Origin of the sequence: Streptomyces plumbidurans (genome assembly GCF_019857225.1) — a bacterium.
Taxonomy (GTDB): Bacteria; Actinomycetota; Actinomycetes; order Streptomycetales; family Streptomycetaceae; genus Streptomyces; species Streptomyces plumbidurans.
In genome coordinates this window covers 19,628-44,418 of sequence record NZ_JAFJSY010000047.1, presented here as the reverse complement: position 1 = coordinate 44,418, position 24,791 = coordinate 19,628, and the positions used below count along the sequence as shown (strand labels likewise).

19 protein-coding genes are annotated in these 24,791 nt (G+C 71.6%); 9 read left to right on the top strand and 10 right to left on the bottom strand.

Going from position 1 to position 24,791, the window contains the following annotated elements:
- The first annotated feature begins 24 nt into the window (after positions 1 to 24).
- Both JYK17_RS26685 and JYK17_RS26680 read left to right on the top strand, forming a co-directional pair.
- Positions 25 to 924, top strand: coding sequence for a helix-turn-helix domain-containing protein (locus tag JYK17_RS26685; RefSeq protein WP_222811348.1), 900 nt, complete (start codon positions 25 to 27; stop codon positions 922 to 924).
- 214 nt (positions 925 to 1,138) lie between these two features.
- A complete protein-coding gene (locus tag JYK17_RS26680) occupies positions 1,139 to 2,980 on the top strand; it encodes a ricin-type beta-trefoil lectin domain protein (protein ID WP_128801087.1) in 1,842 nt (613 codons plus the stop codon).
- Between the two features lie 9 nt (positions 2,981 to 2,989).
- Here the strand turns inward: JYK17_RS26680 and JYK17_RS26675 are convergent, their stop codons facing one another.
- From JYK17_RS26675 to JYK17_RS26665, 3 genes are all read right to left on the bottom strand, one after another.
- The gene (locus tag JYK17_RS26675) at positions 2,990 to 4,243 is read right to left on the bottom strand and encodes an SLC13 family permease (RefSeq protein WP_181362654.1); all 1,254 of its coding nucleotides are present in this window, start codon (positions 4,241 to 4,243) and stop codon (positions 2,990 to 2,992) included.
- Between the two features lie 93 nt (positions 4,244 to 4,336).
- Complete coding sequence (locus JYK17_RS26670) at positions 4,337 to 5,053, bottom strand: DUF4232 domain-containing protein (protein WP_222811347.1); 717 nt, start codon at positions 5,051 to 5,053, stop codon at positions 4,337 to 4,339.
- A 125-nt stretch (positions 5,054 to 5,178) separates the two neighbouring features.
- Entirely contained in the window at positions 5,179 to 6,567 is a 1,389-nt protein-coding gene (locus JYK17_RS26665; protein WP_222811346.1) for a serine/threonine-protein kinase, read from the bottom strand.
- A 19-nt stretch (positions 6,568 to 6,586) separates the two neighbouring features.
- On the opposite strand from JYK17_RS26665, the gene JYK17_RS26660 reads away from it, so the two are divergent.
- Entirely contained in the window at positions 6,587 to 7,156 is a 570-nt protein-coding gene (locus tag JYK17_RS26660; protein ID WP_181362653.1) for an RNA polymerase sigma factor, read from the top strand.
- Positions 7,157 to 7,186: 30 nt separating this feature from the next.
- On the opposite strand, the gene JYK17_RS26655 is transcribed toward JYK17_RS26660, so the two are convergent.
- Positions 7,187 to 9,574, bottom strand: a complete 2,388-nt coding sequence (locus tag JYK17_RS26655; protein WP_128801086.1) for a SpoIIE family protein phosphatase — start codon at positions 9,572 to 9,574, stop codon at positions 7,187 to 7,189.
- 189 nt (positions 9,575 to 9,763) lie between these two features.
- Here JYK17_RS26655 and JYK17_RS26650 point away from each other — a divergent pair, with 189 nt between their 5' ends.
- Positions 9,764 to 12,859: a glycoside hydrolase family 2 TIM barrel-domain containing protein gene (locus JYK17_RS26650; protein WP_222811345.1), complete on the top strand. Its 3,096-nt coding sequence runs from the start codon at positions 9,764 to 9,766 to the stop codon at positions 12,857 to 12,859.
- 151 nt (positions 12,860 to 13,010) lie between these two features.
- Entirely contained in the window at positions 13,011 to 15,254 is a 2,244-nt protein-coding gene (locus JYK17_RS26645; protein ID WP_222811344.1) for a glycoside hydrolase family 9 protein, read from the top strand.
- Between the two features lie 41 nt (positions 15,255 to 15,295).
- On the opposite strand, the gene qcrB is transcribed toward JYK17_RS26645, so the two are convergent.
- Together qcrB and sigJ are read right to left on the bottom strand one after the other, a co-directional pair.
- A complete protein-coding gene (gene qcrB, locus JYK17_RS26640; protein ID WP_222811343.1) occupies positions 15,296 to 16,771 on the bottom strand; it encodes a cytochrome bc1 complex cytochrome b subunit in 1,476 nt (491 codons plus the stop codon).
- Positions 16,768 to 17,673: an RNA polymerase sigma factor SigJ gene (gene sigJ, locus JYK17_RS26635; RefSeq protein ID WP_108015623.1), complete on the bottom strand. Its 906-nt coding sequence runs from the start codon at positions 17,671 to 17,673 to the stop codon at positions 16,768 to 16,770. The genes qcrB and sigJ overlap by 4 nt, the downstream gene beginning before the upstream one ends.
- Before the next feature lie 173 nt (positions 17,674 to 17,846).
- Here sigJ and JYK17_RS26630 point away from each other — a divergent pair, with 173 nt between their 5' ends.
- Positions 17,847 to 18,485: a hemerythrin domain-containing protein gene (locus tag JYK17_RS26630; RefSeq protein ID WP_222811342.1), complete on the top strand. Its 639-nt coding sequence runs from the start codon at positions 17,847 to 17,849 to the stop codon at positions 18,483 to 18,485.
- A 63-nt stretch (positions 18,486 to 18,548) separates the two neighbouring features.
- Here the strand turns inward: JYK17_RS26630 and JYK17_RS26625 are convergent, their stop codons facing one another.
- Positions 18,549 to 19,271, bottom strand: a complete 723-nt coding sequence (locus tag JYK17_RS26625; RefSeq protein ID WP_222811341.1) for a 2OG-Fe(II) oxygenase — start codon at positions 19,269 to 19,271, stop codon at positions 18,549 to 18,551.
- Between the two features lie 11 nt (positions 19,272 to 19,282).
- Entirely contained in the window at positions 19,283 to 19,774 is a 492-nt protein-coding gene (locus JYK17_RS26620) for a methylated-DNA--[protein]-cysteine S-methyltransferase (protein ID WP_222811340.1), read from the bottom strand.
- A gap of 147 nt (positions 19,775 to 19,921) precedes the next feature.
- Between JYK17_RS26620 and JYK17_RS26615 the strand changes: the two genes are divergently transcribed.
- From JYK17_RS26615 to JYK17_RS26605, 3 genes are all read left to right on the top strand, one after another.
- A complete protein-coding gene (locus JYK17_RS26615; RefSeq protein WP_016430733.1) occupies positions 19,922 to 20,167 on the top strand; it encodes a hypothetical protein in 246 nt (81 codons plus the stop codon).
- A gap of 3 nt (positions 20,168 to 20,170) precedes the next feature.
- Complete coding sequence (locus tag JYK17_RS26610; protein WP_108015620.1) at positions 20,171 to 20,548, top strand: toxin Doc; 378 nt, start codon at positions 20,171 to 20,173, stop codon at positions 20,546 to 20,548.
- A gap of 446 nt (positions 20,549 to 20,994) precedes the next feature.
- The gene (locus JYK17_RS26605; protein WP_222811339.1) at positions 20,995 to 22,602 is read left to right on the top strand and encodes an RICIN domain-containing protein; all 1,608 of its coding nucleotides are present in this window, start codon (positions 20,995 to 20,997) and stop codon (positions 22,600 to 22,602) included.
- Between the two features lie 6 nt (positions 22,603 to 22,608).
- Here the strand turns inward: JYK17_RS26605 and JYK17_RS26600 are convergent, their stop codons facing one another.
- Entirely contained in the window at positions 22,609 to 23,589 is a 981-nt protein-coding gene (locus JYK17_RS26600; protein ID WP_222811338.1) for a 2-hydroxyacid dehydrogenase, read from the bottom strand.
- Entirely contained in the window at positions 23,586 to 24,755 is a 1,170-nt protein-coding gene (locus JYK17_RS26595; RefSeq protein WP_222811337.1) for a lactate 2-monooxygenase, read from the bottom strand. Before JYK17_RS26595 ends, JYK17_RS26600 begins: the two co-directional genes overlap by 4 nt.
- Positions 24,756 to 24,791 lie beyond the last annotated feature (36 nt).

Here is a 24,791-nt window from a genome sequence, read left to right as displayed (position 1 = left end):
TAGGCCGCAGGCCGCGTCGAAGGGATGCCCGTGAGCGCTGACCGATTGCCCGAGACTGCTGCGCCGCCGCCGGGCCTGGTCGTCGTGGGCCGCTACGACCAGCCCGAGGGGTACGGCGTCACCCGGCCGCGCGGCGCCGCCAGCTGGCTGTTCACCTGGACCACGGGCGGGCGCGGTCGGCTGCGCCAGGGGACCGCCGAGGCGCTGGCCGCCCGGGGCGATCTGGTGGTGCTCGCCCCGGGCGTCGAGCACGAGTATGCCGTCCAACCGGGCGCGGGCGGCTGGCGGTTCTGGTGGGTGCACTGCCAGGCACGCCCCAACTGGGCACCGTGGCTGCGCCCGTACGACAGCGGTGACGGGCTCTTCGCGGTCACCCCGACGCCGGCCGCCCTGCACGAGCGGATCGAGGCGGCCTTCGGGCGGATGCTCGCCGACGCCCGCTGGACGGGCAGCGGCTCGCCGCCCGCCACCGCGCCCGGGGACCGGGTCGCCGTGGCGCACGGCACCGCGGCACGTGAACTCGCCCTGTCCTCACTGGAGGAGATCGTCCTGCTCACGGCCGCCGCCGCGCGCCCCGCGATGCCGCCGCCGGGCACCGACGCGCGTGTGCTCCGGGCCGAGGAGCTGATCGCCGCCGACCCGGGCGCCCCGCACACCGTGCGCTCGCTCGCCGACAGCGTCGCACTGTCGCCCTCGCGGTTCGCCCATCTCTTCACCCGGCAGCACGGCCGGTCCCCGATGCGGGCGCTGCGCGAGGCGCGGCTCGGTCATGCCGCCCGGTTGCTGGAGAGTACGGACCTGTCCGTGGACCGGGTGGCGGCGGCGTCCGGGTTCGCCAGCCCGTTCCATTTCAACCGGGTCTTCCGCGAGCGCTACGGCGTGCCGCCGGGCGCCTACCGCGCGAACGGTCCAATGGTGGATTGACGATTCGTCAATATTGACAATTTGTCAATTGCGCTCGACGGGCAGGTAATGCGGGAAACCGCGAGATCCCTTGTTGGGCCTCCCTCGCCTGTGCAAAAGTGTGCCCTGTCAGTAGACGGACCATGCGCATTTTCACTGTGCTGGAGCTGCTGAATCCCGTACCCATACCGGATGGTATGGACTTTATGTGCATGCCCCCGAGAGGAATGCAGCCGTGAAAGACGCCGGCCTGTCGAATTCCCCCAAGTACGACCGCCGGTTCGACGTGACGGACGAACAACTGAGCGCAGAACTCAAGAAGTGGACCGGGTCGACGCCCGCGCTCCAGCCCGTCGGTGAACTTCTCGACCGGCACTGGGAGGCGGGTTTCACTTATGCCCGGCTGTGCACCGACAGTGCCGCATCCGCTGGAATGCTCACAACTGCCGCATTCACTCGCCTTTTCGGCGAAACCCTCCGGCAGAACGGTCCGACCTCCGCATGGCGCCCCCAACTGCTCGTGACCGTGCGCCGAATCGCGGCCGAATGGGGCAATGACCACAGACGCGAACATCTGCACCCTGAGCTGTGCGCGCCCGGCGGCGAACGCGCCGCGGCCCGGCTGCTCCCCTCCGCCGACCGGCGTCTGCTCTCGGGAGCCTTCCAGCGGCTGCCCCAGTCCGCCCGCTGCCTGCTGTGGCACGTCGAGGTCGAGGCCGAACCGCTGGACGTGCCCGCGGGCCTGCTCGGCCTGGAGGTGGAGCACGCGCGCGTCGAACTGGAGCGGGCCCGCGACCGGCTGCGCGAGGAGTGCCTCCAGGTCCACCGCGAACTCGCCCCCGAGCAGGAGTGCCGGCGCTTCCTGCGGATGCTCGACGTGACCTACCGGCGCGGCGGGGCGGACGTCGACCCCGATCTCGCCGCCCACATCAACCGCTGCCGGCACTGCCTGCACACCGCCGACCAGCTCGCCCAGTTCAACCACGGGCTGGGGCTCGCGCTGGCCGAGGCGGTCCTCGGCTGGGGCGCCGGTGCCTATCTGGACTCCCGAGTCGCCTGGTTCGAGGACCCCGGCCCGCTGCCCGCTGAAGTGCCGGTCCCGCCGATACCTGGCGAGCCCTTCGCGCCCGTGGACCCCGCCTCCCGGACGGCCCCCCGTACCGGCGGCCGTGCCGCCTCGCGCCGCTCGGCCCACAAGGCCGCCCGGCGGGCCGCCGCCCGCCGCCGCAATCTGGCCGCCGCCGTCGTCACGGTGAGCGGGCTGATCGTCCTCCCGCTGGTCCTGTGGTCCGTCCTCGGCTCCGGCGACGGATCCACCGCGGCCGACGGCGCCCACCCCTCCGGGGCACCCGGCAACGGCGCGAGCACGCCGACCTCCGATCCGTCCTGGGTCGGCACCAGCACCGGCGCCCACGGCACCCTGCGCGGCAGGCTGCACAACCTCGGCTCCGGACTCTGCGTCTCCGTCGTCGGCAAGAAGGTCACCAAGGGGGCCGAGACCGAACTCGCCGACTGCTCCTCGGCCGCCGTACAGCAGTGGTCGTACGAGACCGACGGCCGGCTGCGCAGCGTCACGGACCCCGGCCTGTGTCTGGACTCCCACCTCGGCTTCTCGGTGCAGCTCGCCGCGTGCACGGGCAACGCGAAGCCGGACGCCAAGAACATCCGCTACGACTTCACGATGCAGGGCACCCTGGTGCCGCGCTGGAACCAGGACCTGGCGCTGACCCCGGCCGCCACCGACGGATCGGGCGCCCTGGTCGTCAAGAACCGCGACGGCGGCAGCGACCAGCGCTGGGTGTTCGACACCTCGAAGGCCGACCTCCAGATGCAGGCCGTGAACTGGGACGCCGACAGCAGCCCCACGGCCTCGGCCAGGCCCACCCCGAAGGCGTCGAAGCCGGCCAGTGCCTCACCGACACCGTCCGCGACCCCGACGACCGCACAGCCGGCGCCGAGCGGGTCGAGCCAGAACCCGACGAACCCGTACTGCTACTACAACCCGTACTCCTGCGGCTGGGACGGCTCCGGGTACGGCGGCTGGGGCGGCGGACACGGCGGTGGCGGCCGCCGCTGACCGGACGGCTCAGCCGATCACCCGCAGCGACAGCCACAGTGCCGCCACGGTCGGGACCAGCGCGGCCGGGGTGGCCAGCAGGCCGAGCCGGCTGAACTCCCCGAGCTCCACGTCATGGCCGTGGTGGTGCACGATGCGCCGCCACAGCAGCGTCGCCAGCGATCCCGCGTAGGTCAGGTTCGGGCCGATGTTCACCCCGAGCAGCACCGCCAGCACCGCACCGGGCCCGGCCGGGGCGGCGAGCGGCAGCAGGACCAGCACCGCGGGCAGATTGTTGATCAGGTTCGCCAGTACGGCGGCCAGCGCGGCGATCGCCAGCAGCGCGAGGAGGCCCGAGCCGCCGGGCAGCACATGGCCGAGCGCGTCGGCGAGCCCGTTGTCGACCACCGCCCGCACCACAATGCCGAGCGCGAGGACGAACGCCAGGAACGCGGGGGAGGCGGCGCGCACCACCGACACAGGGGTGGCCTTGCGCCGTAGGAGCGCACGGGCGGCCAGCACCAGCGCGCCCGCCGCCGCCACCCAGGCCGGCTCGATCCCGACCGTCGAGGCCACCACGAACCCGGCGAGCGTGCAGCCCACGGTGATCAGCGCGAACACGGGCAGCCGCGGCGTCTCGCCGGGTTCGGGGGAGCGGGCGGGCAGGGTCAGGTCGTCGCGGAAGAAGCGCCGAAGGACCAGGTACTCGGCGCCGATCGCGACCAGCCACGGCAGCGCCATCAGCGCCGCGAACCGGGTGAAGCTCAGCCCGCTCGCCCCGAACGCCAGCAGGTTGGTCAGATTCGACACGGGCAGCAGCAGCGAGGCCGTGTTCGACAGATGGGCGCAGGCGTACAGGTGCGGCCTGGCCCGCACACCGGCACGGGCGGCGGTGGCGAGCACCACCGGCGTCAGCAGCACCACGGTGGCGTCCAGGCTGAGTACGGCCGTGATCACCGAGGCCAGCACGAACACCGCCACGAGCAGCCGCCCCGCGGAGCCCGCCGCGCGCCGGGCCATCCAGGCCCCGCACGCCGTGAAGAGCCCCTCCACGTCGCAGAAGTGGGCCAGCACCAGCACCGCGGCCAGGAAACCGACCACGGGGCCGAGACTGGCGGCCTCGGCCCGCGCGTGGTCCAGGGAGATCGCCCCCGTCGCGATCACCACGGCGGCGGCCGGGACCGCCAGCGCCGCCTCGGGCAGCCCCTTGGGGCGCACCACGGCCCAGGCGAGCACGGCGACGAGCAGGACGACCGACAGGGCTTCGGCGAGCGGGGTGTTCAGGGCAGGTCCTTCAGGGCGATGCAGAGCGACGCGACGCGGGACCTCCAATGAAAACAGGTCGCGGCGGCAAGTCCGTCCGCCCGTCCCTCCCGCTCAGGCGCCGGTACCGGCGCTGAACACTGTCAGGCGCACCGAGGACGCGTTGCCCGACACCGGGACCTGACCGCCCTTCCAGGTCACCGTGAGACTGGCCCGCTCGTCGGGCGGGGTCACCAGCAGCGACGCCGCGGTTGCCGTGCGGGCGCCGCTGACCTCGGGGTTGGAGAAGGTCAGACCGGCCCAGGCGCTCCGGCCGGGCTTGAGCGTGACCGTCGCGGGCGTGCCCGGGGTCCGCTTCGGGTCCGGGCCGAGCTGCTTGCCCGAACCGTCGACGAACGCGGCGCCCGGATAGCCCCGCACCGTGCAGGTGCGCGAGGAGGTGTTGGTCAGGACGACCGGGAAGTTCTCCTGCCCGGCACCGGGGTTGTTCCGCCCGACGGTCGCCCGCAGCTCCGAGGTGTGGCACCGGCCGCCACCGCTGCCGCCGCCCGGTGTGGCGCCCCCCTTGGCCGTGCCGGTGGAGGTGGGGGCGTCCGTGGTCGCGGTCGCCGTGCTGTCGCCGGCCGCCGTACCCCCGGCCGAGGCTGACGCGGAGGCGCTCGCCGTGTCCGTGCCGTGGTCACCGGTGGCGGGCGCGGCCGTGCCCGACAGCGTCTGCGGCGAACTCGCCGTGGAGCCGTCGTCACTCCCGCAGGCCGTCACCAGGCCCAGCACCGCGACCGCGCTCGCGGCCAGGGCCGCCCGTCGGACGGAAGGGGACTTCTTCGCCATGTTTCTCAGCACTCCCGGAGATGTGACGCACACGTTCCCCCGTGTGCGTACGGCGCTCTGTGCCCCGTCATACATCTGCGATGCGCGCCGGGACGGAAAAGTTCGCCGCCGGCCCCGGCTGCCCATCACTTCGAGACACGCAGCGAGTCGAGCACCCGGTCGGTCGCCGAGGCCCGGCCGTTCTGGCGGATCTGCACGTACACCCGAGTCTGCGCGCTGCCGTGCGCCGGGGCGAGCGCGGCCTCCGTGACCGCCCCGCCGCCCGGGCAGCCGGACCAGCTGCGCAGCCTGCCGCGCCAGTGGGGGTTGGTGTAGCCGTTGCTCCCGTCGTAGTGGCAGGCGGGGTGGGTGAGGGCGTTCACCGCGGCCGTCAGGTCGCCGTGCTCGCTCAGGCCCACGAACACGCCGTTCACGTCGGCCCCCAGGTCCTGCCACTTGGTCAGACGGTCCGCGACGGCGAGCCCCGGCTCATGCCCCGGGGGCAGCCCGAGCGACCGCGGATCCCAGCCGGAGTCGCGCAGCTGCCCGGCCCAGCCGCCGGGCACGTCGGCGACGACGCGGCCGGTCGTGTCCGTGACCCGCACATCCGCGGCCGACGACGTGCCGTGCATCAGCGGAACCGTCACACCGACGGCGGCGACCACGGCGACGGCACCTGTCAGCGCGAGGGCCGTACGGCGCCTGCGCGGCCGCAGACCGGAGGCGACGAGCCGCTCCAGCTCCTGAGCGAATGACTCGGCGTCCGGCCAGCGCCGCCTGCGGTCCGGGGCCAGTGCCCGCATCAGGGCCCGCCGCACCGCCGCCGGCAGATCGGGGCGCAGCCGGTCGGGCCGCACCACCCTGCCGGGTTCGCCCGGAACCGTGCCGGTGACCAGGTGATAGCCCACCGCGCCCAGGCTGTACACGTCGGCCCGCGCGTCGATGCCCGCGCCCGCCTCCGCCTGCTCGGGCGGCCGGTAGCCCGCCGAGCCCGCGGCCTGGGTGAGCCCGGAGGCCTGTGCCAGGCTCTTGGCGAGCCCCAGATCGGCGAGCAGCACCCGCGACACGCCGTCGGCGGCGTCGGGACGGCGGGCGCCGCCGGCCGACGCGCAGAGCAGGATGTTGCTCGGCTTGATGTCCCGGTGCACGATCCCCGCCGCATGCAGCGCGGCCGCGCCGCGGGCCGCCAGCGCCGTCAGACGCAGCGCCTCGGACACCGGCAGCACCGCACCGGCCGGCAGCTCGGCGAGGGTGCCGCCGTCGGCGTACTCCATCACGAAGTACGGTCTGCCGTCCGGGAGTTCACCGATGTCGTAGACCTGCACCACCCGGTCCGAACCGGCCCGGCGCAGCATCCGCGCCTCCGACAGGAACCGCTCGCGGACGTCCATCCGGTGGGACCAGTTGTCGGCGAGCACCTTGACCGCCACCGGTGCCTCGAGCCCGTCGTCGCGCGCGAGCCAGACCGTGCCGAACGCGCCCGAGCCGAGGCGCCGTTCCAGGCGGTAGCGCCCGATCCGCTCGACAGACTGCATACGACTATCATGCCTGGCCGTGGAACCATCCAGAGCAGAACCCCTGGTAGCGCCGACCGAGGACCTGGCGCGCGACGCCGCCGCGGGCGACGCCAAGGCGCTGGAGGAGCTGCTCCAGGCGCTCGGGCCGGAGGTGCTCAGGCGCTGCGGCCGCTTCCTGCCGTGCCGCGAGGACGCCGAGGAGGCGGCGCAGGACGCCCTGCTCCAGGTCGCCCGCAAGATCTCCACCTTCCAGGGCCGCAGCCGCTTCAGCACCTGGCTCTACACGGTCGTGGCCAACTGCTGCCGCCAGAAGTACCGCGAGCTCAAGCGGCGCTCGGCCGAACAGCCGGTGGCGATCGACGCCGAGCGGCACGTCGACCCGCGGACGACGAGCGTCATCGCGGGCTCCCGCCTCGACCTGCTGGAGGCGCTGGACCGGCTGGAGCGCGAGCACCCCCAGCTGGTGGAGCCGCTGGTGTACCGCGACATCTGCCAGCTGGACTACGCCGAGGCGGCCGAGCGGGCCGGCATTCCGCTCGGCACGTTCAAGTCACGGCTGCACGAGGCGCGCAAACAGGTCAGGCCCTGGCTGACGGAAGCATCCTGAGGGACAGCGTCCCCCAGGGATCGAGCGGCGTCAGCCCTCGTCGAGCAGTGCGATCTCCGCCCAGATCGTCTTGCCCTCCGCCGTGTGCCGGCTGCCCCAGCGCTGGGTGAGCTGGGCGACCAGGAGCAGACCGCGGCCGCCCTCGTCCCAGGTCTTGGCGCGGCGCAGGTGCGGGGCCGTGTGGCTGGTGTCGGACACCTCGCAGATCAGCGTCGCCGCGTCATGGATCAGACGCAGCCGGATGGGGTGCGCGCCGTACCGGATCGCGTTGGTGACGAGTTCGCTGACCACCAGCTCGGCGGTGAAGGCGGCATCCTGCAGCCCCCATCCGTCCAGCTGCTCGACGACCTGCTTGCGGATGGGGGCGACCAGCGCCGGGTCGGAGGGGATGTGCCAGGTGGCGACCTGGGAGGCGGGCAGCCCCCGGGTGCGCGCGAGGAGCAGGGCCACGTCGTCGGGGGCGCCGCCGGTCGGCAGCAGCGCGTGCAGGACCCGGTCGCAGGTCTCGTCCAGCGAGTCCGCGTACGTCGCGAGCGCCTCGCACAGCAGTTCCTGGCTGGCGTCCACATCCCGCTCGCGGGACTCGATCAGCCCGTCGGTGTAGAACGCCAGCACACTGCCCTCGCGCAGTTCGAACTCGGTGGACTCGAAGGGCAGCCCGCCCAGTCCCAGCGGCGGCCCGGCCGGCAGGTCGACCTGCTGCGGCGCGCCGCCCGGCGGGACCACCACCGGCGGCGGATGCCCGGCCCGGGCCAGGGTGCAGCGCCGGGACACCGGGTCGTAGACGGCGTAGAGGCAGGTGGCGCCGACCTCGCCGGGGCTGCCCTCGTGGCCGGCTTCCGCGGACAGTCGTACGACCAGGTCGTCGAGGTGGGTGAGGAGTTCGTCGGGGGCGAGGTCGATGTCGGCGAGGGTGCGTACGGCGGTGCGCAGCCGGCCCATGGTGGCCGAGGCCTGGATGCCGTGGCCGACGACGTCCCCGACGACCAGGGCGACCCGCATCCCGGACAGCGGGATCACGTCGAACCAGTCGCCGCCGACCCCGGCCCGTGCCGCCGGCAGATAGCGGGAGGCGGCGTCCACGGCGGCCGTGGAGGGCAGTGAGCGGGGCAGCAGACTGCGCTGCAGGGCGATGGCGGTCTCGCGCTCGCGGGAGTAGCGGCGGGCGTTGTCGATGCAGACGGCGGCGCGTGCCGTGACCTCCTCGGCCAGCAGTACGTCGTCGGGCGTGAACGTGTCCGGGCTCTGGAACCGGTACAGCACGGCGACCCCGAGGGTGAGGCCGCGGGCCCGGATCGGCACCGACATCGCGGAGTGGATGCCGAACTCCTTGATCCGGTCCAGGCGTTCGGGATCCCAGGTGAGCCACTGCACCAGGTCGTCGGCGTCCAGCGTGGCCACGATGGAGTGACCGGCCAGCAGGGGGTCGGCCTGCGGCGAGGCGGCGGGGTAGCGGTCCATGTGCCCGATCTCCACCACGGCCTCGGGCGTGCCGGGGTTGACGGACAGATGCGCGGTACGGCGCAGGGCGATCGGGGCGGTGGGCGGTCCGGCGAAGGACTCGACGCCGGGGTCGTGCGGGTCCAGCAGGTCGACGCTGACGAAGTCGGCGAGCGCCGGTACGCACACCTCGGCCAGTTCCTCGGCGGTCCGGATCACGTCGAGGGTGGTGCCGATGCGGACGCTCGCCTCATTGACGAGCTGCAGCCGCTCGCGGGCGCGGTACTGCTCGGTGAAGTCGTGCGCGGCGACGCAGACGCCGCGGACCTTGCCCGAGGCGTCGGTGATCGGGGACATCCGGGCCAGCCAGGTGTTCACCCGGCCGTCGATGCCGATCGGGACGTACGTCTGCACGTCGTGGCCCTGGCCGGTGGTGAGTACACGGCGCAGATGGCGCTCGATGTCGGTGCTGCTGGGTCTGCCGCTCACCTCTGACAGCCGAAGCCCGCGCACATGCTCCTCCGGCAGCCCCAGCAGCTCGGCCATGACGTCGTTGAGCCGTCTCAGCCGCAGCCGGTCGTCACAGATCGCGACCGCGCAGGGCGACTGCAGGAGTCCCGCCTGATCCAGTGGATCGTCGGCCGGCCGGGGTCCGTCACCGTCCAGCGGGCTGACCACGAGCCACCTGACGGTGCTGCCGTCCTCGGCCTCGGTGCGATGGGCGAGGACCCAGACGGAGACCTCCGAGCCGTTCTGGTGGCGCAGGGTGACGAGGCCGTGCCAGCGGGATCCCGCGGGGTCGAAGACGGCGCCCGTGGCCTCACCGATCAGCAGATCGGCGGCGGGCCGGCCCACGACATCGGCCGCCGTCCAGCCGAGCAGGCGCCGGGCGCCGGTGTTCCAGCCGGCGAGCGTGCCACTCGCGTCGATCACCGCACGCGCCGTCGCGGCATCGTCGAACGGATAGACCGGACTCATCCTCGCCACTCCATTGCGCACACTCACAGTGAACAGGCGCGTCACTTGGGTTCCAGCCTAGTGCGTCCGAGGGTTCACCGGATGCCAACCCTTGCTCGAACCCTTGACGGCCCTGCCTACCCCGCAGAAAGAATCTGTTTGTTCACGATCAATTGTGAGTACTTCTGGGCCCTGATGAGGGGAAGCTCCATGACAGTGACTCGAAGATCGGTCCTCGTCGCGTCCACCGCCGCACCGGCTGCGGGGGCGCTGTTCACCACCCCGGTGGCACGGGCCGCCGAGGCCGTCGCGGCGGGATCCGGCCGCCGCACCGTCGCCCTGCGGGACGGCTGGCGCTTCGCGCTGGTCAACCCGGACGGGATCACCGACCCGAGCGGCGCCTACGCGCGGGCGGCCGACCCCGGCTACGACGACTCGGCCTGGCGCGAGGTCGCGGTGCCGCACGACTGGAGCATCGAGCAGACCCCCACCACCGAGCACGGCACGACCAGCGGCACCGGCTTCCTGCCCGGCGGCCTCGGCTGGTACCGCCTCGCCTTCACCCTGCCGTCGTCCTTCTCCAACAAGCGGATCTCGGTGGAGTTCGACGGCGTCTACATGGACTCCTACGTCTACTGCAACGGCACCGAGGCGGGCCGGCACCCCTACGGATACACCGGTTTCGCCCTCGACCTCACCGACCTGCTGCACACCGACGGCCGCACCGAGAACGTGATCGCGGTGAAGGTGCAGAACCAACTGCCCAGCAGCCGCTGGTACTCGGGCAGCGGCATCTACCGCGAGGCCCGTCTCGTCGTCACCGAGCCGGTGCACGTCGGGCGCTGGGGCACTTATGTCACCACGCCGGACATCACTGCGGAGCGGGCCGTCGTACACGTACGGACCTCGGTGGCCAACGAGTCGGACGCCGCGAGCCGGGTCGAGATCCGCTCGACGATCAAGGATCCCGGCGGCCGGACGGTCGCCCACGCGGCCACCACGGTCGATGTCACCGACACGGCGGCCGAGACCCATGAACTCACCGTCACCAAGCCGAAGTTGTGGGACATCGACACCCCGCACCGCTACACCATGGAGACCGAACTGCGGGCCGGTGGCAGAACCGTCGACACCTACGTCACCACCTTCGGCATCCGCACCTACCGCTTCGACCCCGACGAGGGCTTCCACCTCAACGGCGCCCACACCAAGATCAAGGGCGTCGACCTGCACCACGACCAGGGCGCCCTCGGCGCGGCGATCAGCATCGACGCCGTGCGCCGCCAGATGACCATCATGAAGTCGATGGGCGTCAACGCCTTCCGCACCTCCCACAACCCGCCCTCGCCGCAGATGATCCAGGTCTGCGAGGAGCTGGGCATCGTGATGATGGTGGAAGCCTTCGACTGCTGGCGGACCGGCAAGACGAAGTACGACTACGGCCGCTTCTTCGACGAGTGGTGCGAGAAGGACGCCACCGAGATGGTGCTCGCCGCCCGCAACTCGCCCGCCGTGGTGCTGTGGTCCATCGGCAACGAGATCCCCGACTCCACCTCCACCGCGGGCCTCGCCATGGCCGACCGCATCATCGGCGCGATCAGGGCCGCCGACGACACCCGGCCGCTGGTCATCGGCTCCGACAAGTACCGGTCGGTGCCCGCCAAGGGCTCCGCCGCCGACCTGATGCTCGCCAAGCTCGACGGACTCGGGCTCAACTACAACACCGCCAAGTCGGTGGACGCCCTGCACGCGGCCTACCCGCATCTCTTCCTGTTCGAGTCCGAGTCCTCCTCCGAGACCTCGACCCGCTCGACCTACCAGGAGCCCGAGCACCTCAACACCGGGGAGAACTACACCCCGGGACGGCGCGCGACCTCCTCGTTCGACAACAACCTCGCCTCCTGGACGATGAGTGGGGAGTACGGGCACAAGAAGGACCGGGACCGTAAGTGGTTCGCGGGCCAGTTCCTCTGGTCGGGCATCGACTACATCGGCGAGCCGACGCCGTACAACGTCTTCCCGGTGAAGGCGTCCTTCTTCGGCGCGGTCGACACGGCCGGCTTCCCCAAGGACATGTACCACCTCTTCCGCAGCCAGTGGATCAGCGAACCGATGGTCCACCTGCTGCCGATGAGCTGGAACCACGAGCGGGGCGAGACGGTCGAGGTGTGGGCCTACGCCAATGTCGACACCGTCGAGCTGTTCCTCAACGGAAAGTCCCTGGGCACCCGCCGGTTCGACACGAAAAGGACCACCGACGGCCGTACGTATCTGGAGACCACCGAGGCGACCGGTGACGACAAGACCTTCACCACCGGCCCCTACCCCGGCAGTTACACCAGCCCGAACGGCAGCGCGGGCAAGCTCCATCTGATCTGGAAAGTGCCCTTCGAGCCGGGCGAGTTGAAGGCGGTGGCCCGGCGCGGCGGCAGGGCCGTCGCCACGGACGTGCTGCGCACGGCGGGCGAGGCGCATGCCGTACGGCTCACCCCCGACCGCAGGTCCCTTGCCGCGGACGGGCGTTCACTGGTCTTCGTGACCGCGGACGTCGTCGACGCCCGGGGCGTGGTGGTGCCCGACGCCGAGCATCTGATCACCTTCGACGTGCGGGGCGGTTCGCTCGCCGGGCTCGACAACGGCCGGGAGGAGAGCGCCGAGCGCTATCAGGCCACCACGCGCACCGCCTTCCACGGCAAGGCGCTGGCGATCGTGCGCTCCGGGACCAGACCCGGCACCCTGACGGTGACCGCACGCGCGGACAACCTACGGACCGGCACGGTGTCCGTCCGCACCACGCACACCCGCTCGGCCGCGACGACCCCGGCGGCCGTGTTCCAGGCCGAGCACCCCGCCGCGCCCAACTACCCTCACGCGGACGCCAGTTACTCCGGCCGTCCGGACACGCTGCCCGCCGCGATGCTCGACGGCGACGCGGCCACCGGCTGGTCCAACGCCTTCGCCAAATCGGCGACGGCGCTGCTGCCCGCGTTCAACGGTGCCCGCAAGGAGGACTGGGTCTCGGTGGACTACGGGCGGGCCCGCGCCTTCGACCGGGTGGAGGTCTCCTTCACCGTGGACGCGACGCACAGTCTGCCCGCGTCGATCGAGGCGGCCGTGTGGGACGGGCGGCGGTATGTGCCGGTCAGCGGAGCGGCGGTCGACTGGGCGACCGTCTCGGACGCGCCGACGGTTCTCACCTTCGACGCGGCGCGCGGCTCCCGCCTCCGCCTCACGCTGACCAGCGCGCATCCGGGCGAAGCGGCCGGTGCGGTACGGATCAGCAAGCTGGAGGCGCCCGGCGGCTGAGCCGGAGTCGACGGTCCGGACGGGAAAACCGGTCCCGTCCGGACCGTTGACGGGTGTCATGGCGCGAACAAGCATGAGCTGCGTCCGCATCTGGGAGCGCTCCCATCGCATTGGCGAGCGTCACCCGTACCTCCGCCCGAGGAGCCCAGACGTGAAACGACGCAGAACCGTGCTGCTGGCCGTCGCCGCCCTGCTGGGAGCGGCGCTGAGCGCGCTGCCGGCCGGACCGGCCGCCGCCGACGAGGCCGAGCAGCTCAAGAACGGCACCTTCGACACGACCACCGATCCCTGGTGGACCACCGCCAACGTCACCGCAGGTCTCACCGACGGACAGCTCTGCGCGGACATACCGGGCGGCACCGCCAACCGCTGGGACGCCACCGTCGGCCAGAACGACGTCACCCTGGTGAAGGGGGAGTCGTACAAGTTCAGCTTCAAGGCGTCCGGTTCGCCCGAGGGGCATGTGGTGCGGGCCGTCGTGGGCCTCCAAGTGGCGCCGTACGACACCTACTTCGAGGTCAGCCCGCAGCTCAGCGTCTCCGGCGACACCTACTCGTACACCTTCACCTCGCCCGTCGACACCACCCAGGGCCAGGTCGCCCTCCAGGCCGGCGGCAGCGCGGACGCCTGGCGGATGTGCATGGACGACGCGTCACTGCTGGGCGGGGTGCCGCCCGAGGTGTACGAGCCGGACACCGGACCGCGGGTGCGCGTCAACCAGGTCGCCTATCTGCCCTCGGGGCCGAAGAACGCCACTCTGGTCACCGACGCCACCACGAAGCTGCCCTGGCGGCTGAAGAACTCCGGCGGCGCGACCGTCGCCCACGGCTGGACCGTGCCGCGCGGCACCGACGTGTCCTCCGGACAGAACGTCCACTCGATCGATTTCGGCCGCTACCGCAGGGCGGGCAAGGGCTACACGCTCGTCGCCGACGGCGAGACGAGCAGGCCCTTCGACATCGGCACCGGCGCCTACGAGCAACTGCGGCTGGACTCGCTGAAGTACTACTACACCCAGCGCAGCGGCATCGCGATCCGGGACGACCTGCGGCCGGGGTACGGACGCGCCGCCGGGCACGTGAACGTGGCCCCGAACCAGGGCGACGACAACGTGCCCTGCCAGCCCGGCGTGTGCGACTACACCCTCGATGTCACCGGCGGCTGGTACGACGCGGGCGACCACGGCAAGTACGTCGTCAACGGCGGCATCGCCACCTGGGAGCTGCTGAGCACCTACGAGCGCGAACTGCTCGCCCGCACGGGCGAGTCGGGGAAGCTGCGCGACGGCACCCTCGCCATCCCGGAGAGCGGCAACAAGGTGCCCGACATCCTCGACGAGGCCCGCTGGGAGCTGGAGTTCCTGCTGAAGATGCAGGTGCCCGACGGGCAGCCGCTGGCAGGCATGGCCCATCACAAGGTCCACGACGAGCAGTGGACGGGTCTGCCGCTGCTGCCGAGCGAGGACCCGCAGAAGCGTGAACTGCACCCGCCGTCCACACAGGCGACCCTCAACCTGGCGGCGACCGCGGCCCAGGCGGCCCGCCTCTACCGGCCCTACGACCGCGCCTTCGCGGCCAAAGCCCTGACCGCCGCCCGCAAGGCCTGGTCCGCGGCGCTCGCTCACCCCGCGATGTACGCCTCCGCCGCCGACGGCATCGGAGGCGGCACCTACGACGACACCGACGCCACGGACGAGTTCTACTGGGCGGCGGCGGAGCTGTATCTCACCACGGGGGACAAGCAGTTCGCCGACTACGTCCTGAACTCCCCGGTGAACACCGCCGACATCTTCGGCCCGCTCGGCTTCGACTGGGGCAGGACGGCCGCGGCCGGACGCCTTGACCTCGCGACCGTGCCGAGCGGACTGCCCGGCCGGGACAAGGTGCGCCGCTCCGTCGTCGAGGGCGCCGACCGCTATCTGGCCACACTGAAGTCACAGGCCTACGGCATGCCCTACGCGCCCCCCGGCAACCTCTACGACTGGGGCTCCAGCCACCAGGTCCTCAACAACGGGGTCGTGCTGGCGACGGCGTACGACATCACCGGTGCCGCCAAATACCGTGACGGCGCGGTCCAGGGCATCGACTACCTCCTCGGCCGCAACGCGCTGAACATGTCCTACGTCACCGGCTACGGCGAGGCCAACTCCCACAACCAGCACAGCCGTTGGTACGCCCACGAACTCGACCCGAACCTGCCGAACCCGCCGCACGGCAGCCTCGCGGGCGGGCCGAACTCGTCCATCCAGGACCCCTACGCACAGAGCAAACTCCAGGGCTGCGTCGGACAGTTCTGCTACATCGACGACATCCAGTCCTATTCGACCAACGAGACCGCGATCAACTGGAACGCGGCCCTGGTCCGGATGGCGTCCTTCGTGGCGGACCAGGGCTGACGCTCCATCACTGCAGACGCTCCCATCAGTGCTGAGGCCCCTCAGGGCTGAGGCTCGCGTTCCACGAGTTCACCCTGCTCCTGCCGGTGCGCGGTCAGGGTGAACAGCTCGGCCTGATCGAGCGGCTGGTGCACCTCGACGTACTCACCGTGCGGCAGCCGCTTGATCACGCCGGTCTCCCGGCCGTGCAACACCAGCTCCCGGTCCCTGAGTTGGAGGCCCAGACAGATGCGGCGGGTGGCGACGAAGACGATCGCCGGCAGGACGAACACCGCGACGCGCACCGTCCAGGTGACCGTGTTGATGGACAGATGCAGCCGGGTCGCCACGATGTCGTTGCCGCCGCCCGCCAGCAGGATCAGATAGAGGCTGATCCAGGCCGCGCCGATCGCCGTGCGCACCGGGCGGTTGCGCGGCCGGTCCAAAATGTGGTGCTCGCGCCGGTCACGGGTCACCCGCGCCTCCAGGAACGGGTAGATCCCGATGAAGACCAGGAGCAGCGGGAAGACCACGACGGGGATCAGCACGCCCAGCACCAGGGTGTGGCCCCACAGGGTGATCTCCCAGCCGGGCATGACCCGCACCAGCCCCTCCGCGAAGCCCAGGTACCAGTCGGGCTGCGCGCCCGTGGAGACCTGGTCGGGGCGGAAGGGACCGTAGACCCAGACCGGGTTGATCGAGGCCACCGCGGCGATGATCGACAGGGCGCCGAAGACCAGGAAGAAGAAGCCGCCCGCCTTGGCGAGGTAGACAGGCATGAACGGAGCGCCGATCACATTGCGTTCGGTCCGTCCGGGGCCCGCGAACTGGGTGTGCTTGTGGTAGACGACCAGCAGGATGTGCGTGACGACGAGCGCGGCCATCACGCCGGGGATCAGCAGGATGTGCAGCGAGTAGAAGCGGGCCACGATGTCATGCCCCGGGAACTCCCCGCCGAACAGGAACATCGACAGGTACGTGCCGACGACGGGCACCGACAGAAGCGCCCCGTTGACGAAGCGCAGGCCCGTTCCCGACAGCAGGTCGTCGGGCAGCGAGTAGCCGAACAGGCCCTCGAAGAGGCCCAGGAACAGCAGCGTCCAGCCGAACAGCCAGTTGACCTCCCGGGGTTTGCGGAAGGACCCCGTGAAGAAGTGCCGCATCATGTGCGTGACCATCGCGGCGACGAAGACCAGCGCCGCCCAGTGGTGCAGCTGCCGCACCAGCAGCCCGCCGCGCACGTCGAAGCTGATGTCGAGCGTGGAGGCGTACGCCTCGGACATCCGGATGCCGTTGAGCGGGACGTAACTGCCGTGGTACGTCACCTCGTTCATCGACGGATGGAAGAACAGCGTGAGGTAGACGCCGGTGAGGATCAGCACCACGAAGCTGTAGAGGCATATCTCCCCGAGCAGGAACGACCAGTGGTCGGGAAACACCTTGCGCAGGTACTTCCGCCCGAGGGAATGGATGCCGAGGCGGCCGTCGAGCCAGTCGGCGACCCGCTCGCCCCGGCCGGGGGTCTCGATGGCGGTCACTCCTCCTCCTTGTGCACGTGCGTGAGCTTGTCGGGGTTGGTGACGACATAGATCCCCGAGACCCGGTCGCCCTCGGGGGTGAGGTCCATGACCATGACGGCGTACGGGGAGTCGCCGTCGAACAGGACGGCGGCGTCGTCGCCGTTGACGCGGCGGTAGCGCAGTTCGAGGTCGCTGTGCCGCACGCCGTCCCGCTGCGCGTACGCGGTGAGGAGGCGGACCGCCTTGTCCCGGCCGTGCACCGGACGCAGACCGGCCGGCTTGCGGTTGCCGCCGCCGTCCGTCCACACCGTGACGTCCGGCGCCAGGATCTCCATCAGCTCCGCGATGTCCCCGCCGAGCGCCGCCCGCACGAACCGCTCGGTCGCCTCCCGGCGCACCCGCGGATGCGCCCGGTAGCGCGGTCGCCGGGCGTGCACATGCTCGCGCGCCCGGTGCGCGAGCTGCCGTACGGCCGCAGGGCTGCGCTCGATGATCTCCGCGATCTCGGTGTGGGCGTACCCGAAGACCTCGTTGAGGACGAACACGGCGCGTTCCAGCGGGGTGAGCGACTCCAGGACCACCAGCATCGCCAGCGACACGGACTCGGTGCGTACGGCCGGGTCGTCGGCGCCCGTGTCGTCGGCCACCAGCGGCTCGGGCAGCCACGGGCCGACATAGGTCTCGCGGCGGCGGTTGACCGAGGCCCGGCGCTGCAGGGCGTGGTTGACGGAGATGCGGACCAGATACGCGCGCGGGTTGGCGACCCCCTCCGTGCCCCGGCCCGACCACGACAGCCAGGTCTCCTGCAGCACGTCCTCGGTGTCGGCGACGCTGCCCAGCATGTTGTAGACGAGCCCGAACAGCAGCTCGCGGTGGTTCATGAAGACGTCGGTCGCCTCGTCGACGGCGCTCTCGGACATAGGTGGCCTCCCCAGTGACGCGCTCACTACTTCGAGGCGCGGGAGGGGCCGTTCTGTGACATGACGCAGGGGTTGTGTGACCTAGCTCTCAGCAAAATCCGCCCGCGTCACACTCTCCCGGCGCCCCGCCCTCTTGAACGGGAGTGAATCCACTGACCGGAAGAAGCCATCCGATGACGGACAGCAAGCAGAAATCCATCGACTTCACCGCGATGTACGCCTCGCACGACGCCTTCCGGCGCGATCTGGAACGCCTCGCGGCCGCCGTCGCCGAGGGCCGGGCCGCTTCGCCCGCGGTCCGCGCCGGCTGGGAGAACTTCGAGCACCAGCTGCACATCCACCACACCGCCGAGGACAGCGACCTGTGGCCACGGGTGCGGGAGCGCGTCGCGGGCCGCCCGCGCGACCTCGCCCTGCTCGACGAGATGGAGGCCGAGCACTCCCGCATCGACCCGCTGCTCCGTTCGGTCGACACCGCGCTCGCCGACTGCGCGCCCGAACTGCCCGATCTCGTACGGGCGTTGGCGGCCACCCTCGACGACCACCTCAAGCACGAGGAGGACAGCGCCCTGCCGCTGATGCAGGACGTCCTGACGACCGCCGACTGGGCCCGCTTCACCGGCCGTATGCGCGAGGTGCAGGGCCTGCGCGGTGCCGCGCTGTTCGTGCCGTGGGTCGTCGACGGCACCCCGCCGGCCGACCGCGCCGCCTTCCTGGGCTCCATGCCCCCGCCGGTCCGTGCGCTCAACCGCCTTTTCTGGGAGCCGGGTTACCGGCGCAGGGGACTGTGGGCGGGGCCTCAGGGGGTGTAGGGGGTCTAGGGGCCTGGGGGGCCAGGGGCCTGGAGGTCTGGGAGGCTCAGCCCTTTTGCTGCGCTACGACGCGTCGTGGAAGACGAGGCCCAGGGCGCGCCGGTGGCCGGAGCGGACGGTGCTCACCCCGTGCCGCATCGCACCGGCCGACCAGCCCCGCTTGGTGCGCACCGGCCGGTCCCGGGTGGTGAAGACCAGACCGTGCCCCTGCCGCAGCGCGGTCGCGGTGCCCCGGGACTGGGCCCTGGGCCGCTGCTCGACCATCAGGAACTCGCCGCCGGTGTGGTCGACGCCGTACTCGTCGAGCCCGACGACCACCTGGAGCGGGAAGACCATGTCGCCGAACACGTCACGGTGCAGGGCGTTCCAGTCACCCTCGCTGTAGCTCAGCAGGATCTGCGCCGACCGGTCCTGTCCGGCCGCATGGCACGCCTCCAGCCACTCCTCCAGGCAGTCGGGCCAGGGCGCCGGGCGGCCGAGCCGGGCCGCCCAGTCCCGCGCGATCGGCAGCAGCCGCGGGTACAGGGCCGCGCGCAGGGCGGACACCGGCGCGGGCAGGTCGTGGGTGAAGTAGCGGTACTGCCCGGAGCCGAAGCGGTGCCGGGTCATGTCGACCGTGGTACGGAACAGCTCCGGCTTCTCGTACAGCGCCGCCAGATCACGGCACTCCGCGGCTGTCAGCAACGGTCCGGTGGGCGCGCTGCCGCAGAGGTCCAACTCCTCGGCGAGTGCGGCCCATTCGGTGCCCGCGACGCGCCTTGCGGCCTGTGCCTCGGTGAGGGTCATGTCGTCTCCCGTCATACGAGCATCTGCTGCAGCGCACCCTCGTGGGTGAGCAGCCGCACCTTGCGCTCGACTCCGCCCGCGTAGCCGCGCATCGAGCCGTCCGCGACGATCACGCGGTGGCAGGGGCGGACGATCAGCAGCGGATTGGCGCCGATCGCGGCACCCACGGCCCGGATCTCCTCCCGCGGCACCTCCAGCCGCGCGGCGAGTGCGCCGTAGGTCGTGGTGGTGCCGTAGGGGATCTCGTCGAGCGCCTGCCAGACCCGCTGCTGGAACCGGGTCCCCTCGGGGGCGATGTCCAGGTCGAAGCGGGTGAGCCGGCCCTCGAAGTAGGCGGTGAGCTGCCGCGCCGCCTCGCCGAAAGCCGTGTCGTCGCGCCGCCGGTCGGAGCGGACGGCCGGTGCGTTGCGTTGCCCCGGCATGGACAGCGAGACCAGTGCGGTGCCCTCGCCGACCAGGAGCAGTTCACCTACGGGACTGTCGATCGTCGTGTACGTCTTCATGCCTTCAGTCTGCTGTTCCGGCCTGTCCGGAACCGGCGGGAATCGGACGTGGTCCTCGGCCTTGGGTGGTCGTCGCGAGGTACCGTCGGTGGACCGCTGTGACCAGGGCTTATTTACGAGAAAGTGCCCCGGCGGTACCGTGAAGGCATGCCAGCTCTGAATGTCGAGTTCAGCGACCGCGAGCTCGAGGACCTGCGGCAGATCGCCAAGGAACGCGGTACGTCGATGAAGGCTCTCGTGCGCGAGGCCGCCGCCGCGGACATAGCCCGGCACCGCGCGCTGCAGGAGGGCGCGGAGGCGTTCCGCCGGTTCTTCTCCGCCCACGCCGACGAGTTCGCGGCCGCCTTCCCCGACGACGAACCGGCCCACGCCGGCGAAGGGCGGGTCGCCTGACCGATGGCCCCCGTCATCCATATCGATGTGCCGTGGCTGCTCCAGCGCCACGAAGAGGTCCTGCCCGACCAGCCGACCGTCAACGACTTCTCCGCGCTCGTCGCCGCCGTCGCCCGCCATCGCGTCGATCCGCCCCGTCTCGGTGTGGACTCCGACCCGGCCTGGCGTGCCGCCGCCCTGCTGCACACCCTCGCCCTGCTCAGACCGCTGCCGTCGGCCAACGCCCGTTTCGCGTGCGCGACCGCCGTGGCGTACATGTTCGTCAGCGACGTCGGCATCGATCCGCCCTACGGCGCGCTCGTCGACCTGGCCCGCGATCTGATGTCCGGCAAGACCGATGTCTACGGCGCCGCCGACCGGCTGCGCTCCTGGCAGATCTGAGGGCCGCCGACCGAGCCGGTGCAGTCCCGCCCCCCGGGGCCGCCGACCGAGGGCGGGAGGAACAAGGCCGGCGGCCCGTGTGGCGCAGGAGAGCCGCCGTCCTGCGCCGGGCCTCCGAGAAGGGCCACTGCCCAGTGCACTACGGGGTGGTGCGCGCCGGGAGCGTGCGCGGGGCTCCGGCGCGTGCGCCTGTTTCACACGGGGCGCATGGAATGGTGAATGCTCAAGCGAGCGCGATGAGTTGCCGCTGTTTCTGACCATCTTTCAAAGAGGCGGATGTTGCCCGAGTGCCTTGTTGGTCATGAGTGTCCTGTGCAAGGGTGAACCGCCCGTGCGGGGGGTGTAATGACCGGGTGTCGAAGGCCCTATCGGTAACCGGGTCGAATGGACCTGCCTGAATTCACGCCCTCCTGTGTGTCCCCAGCGCGTGGGAAGGAATCCCCTCAGTGCCCACCCCCCACCCACCTCGCCCCCCTTACCCGCCGTCCGGTGGGGTGCCCGGAGAATCCGACGAGGACCTCGCGGCCCGGCTGAGGGGCCGCCCCGACGGCGAGGTCGCCCGAACCGTCGCGCTGCTGATGGCGCGGCACTGGCAGCCCGCCCGCGACTACGCGGCCATCTGCCTGGCCTCCCCGTCCGAGGCCGCCTCCATGGTGACCTCCGCCGCCTTCCACCAGGTCCTGGACCGGCTGGCGCTGGGCGAGCCCGCGCTCGCGGTGCGCCCCCGGCTGCTGGTCGCCGTGCGCGACACGGTCCGCCTGTGGTCCGCGGAAGAACGCATATCGGCGGTTCTGCCGGAGCTGCAGAAACCCGCCGGAGGCCGCGGTATGCGCTCGGCGAAGTCCATGACGCCCGAAAACCGCAAACTGGCCGAGCGTTCATTCCTCGGACTGCCCGGGTTCCTGCGCTGTCTGCTATGGCACTGCGAGGTCGAGGCGGAGTCCATTGCCGTTCCCGCCGCTCTGCTCGGCATGGATACCGAGACCGCGTCGGCCGCGCTCGAACAGGCGCGTGAAAAACTCCGAGAGGGTTGTGTACATGCCCATCGGGAACTCGCGCCGAGCAAGGATTGCCGGTTCTACAACCGCCTCCTCGACGTTCCGATGCGCCGCGGCGGAGCCCTGCTGCCCGATGTCCAGCAGCATCTGGCGGAGTGCCGCTACTGCCGTTTCGCGGCAGAACAACTGAGCCATTTCGAGGGCGGGTTGGGGGTGCTGCTCGCCGAGGCGGTGCTCGGCTGGGGAGCCCGTCGCTATCTGGAGACCCGGCCCGGCCGCACCCGGCAGCGGACGCGCCCGCACGGCCCCTCACGGCACGGCGGCGCACGCTCGCGCATCCTGCCCCGTATCCCCGTGCCCGGCCGAAGACCTCCGGGCGCGCCCAGGAACTCGCGGGCGCTGCTGACGGGCGTGGGGGTCGTCTCCGCCGGGCTGCTCGTGACGGTCTTCACGACCGGACTGTTCTCGCACGACGACGGCGTCGACCCGGCCTCCTCCAAGAGCGCGGGCGGCGTCACGGCGCCCGGCGCGGGCTCCCGCTCCACTCCGGGCACCGCCCGACTCCCCACGATCCCGGGGCGGTCCAGGCTGCGCAACGCCGGCGCCGACCTGTGCCTGGACGTCAAGGGCAGCGTGAAGGCGGGCGCCCAGGCGGTCCTCGCGACCTGCTCGGACGCCCTCACTCAGCAGTGGTCGTTCGAGAGCGACGGACTGCTGCGCAGCCTCGCGGACGCCGCGCTGTGCCTGGACTCGCACGTGGACGCGGGAGTGGTGGTCCTCGGCAGCTGCGCCGACCAGAAGGACAAGCGCAACCAGGACGTGCGCTACGACTTCACCGTGCAGGGCGAGTTGCTGCCCCGCTGGGACGAGCAGCTCGCCCTTTCCGCCACCGCCGCGAAGCCGGGCGCGGACATCGTGGTCAAGGTCCGCGACGGCTCCACGGCACAACGCTGGCTGGCCGACCCGACGACCTCGGCGAGCCCGGGCTCACTGTCGATCACCGGGACCCGGGCCCCGCAGGTGCGGCCCGCCGAGTTGTCGGGACAAAGCGGCTGAACGAGGTCAGCTCACCACGTCCTTGAGCTGTTCGCCCGTCAGGAACCCGGTCACGTTCTGGACAGCGGCGAGCGCGATGCGCACCAGCGTCTCCCGGGTCACGCCGCCGACGTGCGGGGAGAGCACCACGTTCGGGGCCTTGAGCAACCGCAGGGCCGGGGTGGGCGGTTCGGGGTCGAAGACGTCGATGCCCGCCCCGGCCAGGGCGCCCTTCTCCAGTGCGTCCGCGAGCGCGTCCTGGTCGATGAGGGCGCCCCGCGCCGTGTTGACGACGAACGCCGACGGCTTGAGCAGCGCGAGCCGTTCGGCGTCGAGCAGGTGCCGGGTCTCCTCGGTGAGCGGCGTGTGCAGGGACACGTAGTCGGCGGTGCGCAGCAGCTCGTCGAGCGGGACGTGGCGCGCCCCGCCCAGCCGGGCCTCCGTTTCCTCGGGCACCCTGCGACGGCCGGCGTAGACGACGTTCATGTCGAACGCGACCGCACGGCGGGCCACTTGCTGCCCGATGTTGCCGAGTCCGACGATGCCCAGCGTCTTGCCGGACAGCTCGGTCAGGGAGCGCTGGAGGCGGGGGAGTGCCCAGTCCGCGTCGACGAGCGCGGTGTGCGCCGGGATCAGCTGCTTGGCGAGCGCGAGCATCAGGGCGAAGGTCTGCTCGGCGACGTTCTGCGCCTCGGCGCCGCTGGAGCCGATGTTGGCCACCGTCACCCCGCGGGCGCGCGCGGCCTCCAGGTCGACGTAGTCGAAGCCGTGGCTGGCACACTGCACCAGCTCCAAGTCCGGTGCGGCGGCGAGGTGTTCGGCACTCACCGGAGCGAGCCCGGTGATGATCACATGCGCGCCGCGCAGGGCCGCCGGATCCTCGCCGGCCGCCTCGACGACGGTGACGTTCGCCTCGCCGGGAAAGAGCGTGGCGAGCCCGGCGCCCGCGCTGCGGCCGCCGACGTGCGCGCTGATGACGGCGAGGACGTTCTTCGGCGCGGCGGTCATGCGGACTCCTCGACGAGGTCGGCGGGGCCGATCGTGGCGGGAGTGGCGTGCCCCGACAGGGCGAAGGTCAGGTCGAGTTCGGCCAGCAGACAGCGGATCACATGTTCGACGCCCGCCTGTCCGTCGAGTCCGAGCCCGTACACGTACGGCCGACCCAGCAGCACCGCCCGCGCGCCGAGCGCGAGCGCCTTGAAGACGTCGTCGCCGGTGCGGACACCGCTGTCGAACAGGACGGTCAGCCGGTCGCCGACCGCTTCGGCCACCCTGGGCAGCGCGTCGGCGGCGGCCACGGAACCGGCCACCTGACGGCCCCCGTGGTTGGAGACGACGACGCCGTCCATCCCCGCGTCGGCGGCCAGCCGGGCGTCGTCCGGGTGCAGGATGCCCTTGAGGACGATCGGCCCGTCCCAGTTCTCCCGCAGGAAGGCCAGGTCCGGCCAGGTCTTGCCGGGGTCGGCGAACATGCCGACGAAGTGCATCACGGCCGCGTTCGGGTCCTCGGTCACCGGTTTGGCCAGACCCGCCTGGAAGGCCGGGTCGGAGAAGTAGTTGGCGGTGCCCACGCCGTGCAGGAACGGCAGATAGGCCTGGTCGAGGTCGCGCGGCCGCCAGGCCAGCAAGGGTGTGTCGAGCGTGACGATCAGCGCGGTGAACCCCGCCGCCTTGGCCCGGTTCAGAAAGCTTCGGGCCACCTCGACGTCCTTGGGCCAGTACAGCTGGAACCAGCGCTCGCCGTCCCCCATGGCCTCGGCGACCTGCTCCATGGGCGTGCTCGACGCCGAGGACAGGACGAACGGCACGCCCTGCGCGGCGGCGGCCCGGGCGGCGGCCGACTCGGCGTCCGGGTGCATGACCGACAGCACACCGACCGGCGCCAGCGCCAGCGGGGCGGGCAGCGGGCGGCCCAGCACCTCCACCGACAGGTCCCGCTCGTGCACGTCCCGCAGCATGCGCGGCACGATCCGGCGCCGCTCGAGTGCCGCCCGGTTCGCGCGTGCCGTGCTGCCGTCGCCCGCACTGCCCGCGACGTAGCCGACGGGCCCGGGACCGAGCCGCTGCTCGGTCAGCTCCTCCAGGCGGGTCAGATCGGTGGGCAGCCGCGGTACGACACCCGTCATCCCGTTGAGATAGATCTCGTACTGGAAGTCCGCCCAGTGCTTGGCCATGAGGAGCATCCGCCTCTCGTCGCTGAGAACGCCGAT

Coding starts and splice junctions, on each gene's coding strand:
- JYK17_RS26685 (WP_222811348.1), top strand. CDS start 25: ATGCCCGTGAGCGCTGACCGATTGCCCGAGACTGCTGCGCCGCCGCCG.
- JYK17_RS26670 (WP_222811347.1), bottom strand. CDS start 5,053: ATGGCGAAGAAGTCCCCTTCCGTCCGACGGGCGGCCCTGGCCGCGAGC.
- JYK17_RS26665 (WP_222811346.1), bottom strand. CDS start 6,567: ATGCAGTCTGTCGAGCGGATCGGGCGCTACCGCCTGGAACGGCGCCTC.
- JYK17_RS26655 (WP_128801086.1), bottom strand. CDS start 9,574: ATGAGTCCGGTCTATCCGTTCGACGATGCCGCGACGGCGCGTGCGGTG.
- JYK17_RS26650 (WP_222811345.1), top strand. CDS start 9,764: ATGACAGTGACTCGAAGATCGGTCCTCGTCGCGTCCACCGCCGCACCG.
- sigJ (WP_108015623.1), bottom strand. CDS start 17,673: ATGTCCGAGAGCGCCGTCGACGAGGCGACCGACGTCTTCATGAACCAC.
- JYK17_RS26630 (WP_222811342.1), top strand. CDS start 17,847: ATGACGGACAGCAAGCAGAAATCCATCGACTTCACCGCGATGTACGCC.
- JYK17_RS26625 (WP_222811341.1), bottom strand. CDS start 19,271: ATGACCCTCACCGAGGCACAGGCCGCAAGGCGCGTCGCGGGCACCGAA.
- JYK17_RS26620 (WP_222811340.1), bottom strand. CDS start 19,774: ATGAAGACGTACACGACGATCGACAGTCCCGTAGGTGAACTGCTCCTG.
- JYK17_RS26615 (WP_016430733.1), top strand. CDS start 19,922: ATGCCAGCTCTGAATGTCGAGTTCAGCGACCGCGAGCTCGAGGACCTG.
- JYK17_RS26610 (WP_108015620.1), top strand. CDS start 20,171: ATGGCCCCCGTCATCCATATCGATGTGCCGTGGCTGCTCCAGCGCCAC.
- JYK17_RS26600 (WP_222811338.1), bottom strand. CDS start 23,589: ATGACCGCCGCGCCGAAGAACGTCCTCGCCGTCATCAGCGCGCACGTC.
- JYK17_RS26595 (WP_222811337.1), bottom strand. CDS start 24,755: ATGGCCAAGCACTGGGCGGACTTCCAGTACGAGATCTATCTCAACGGG.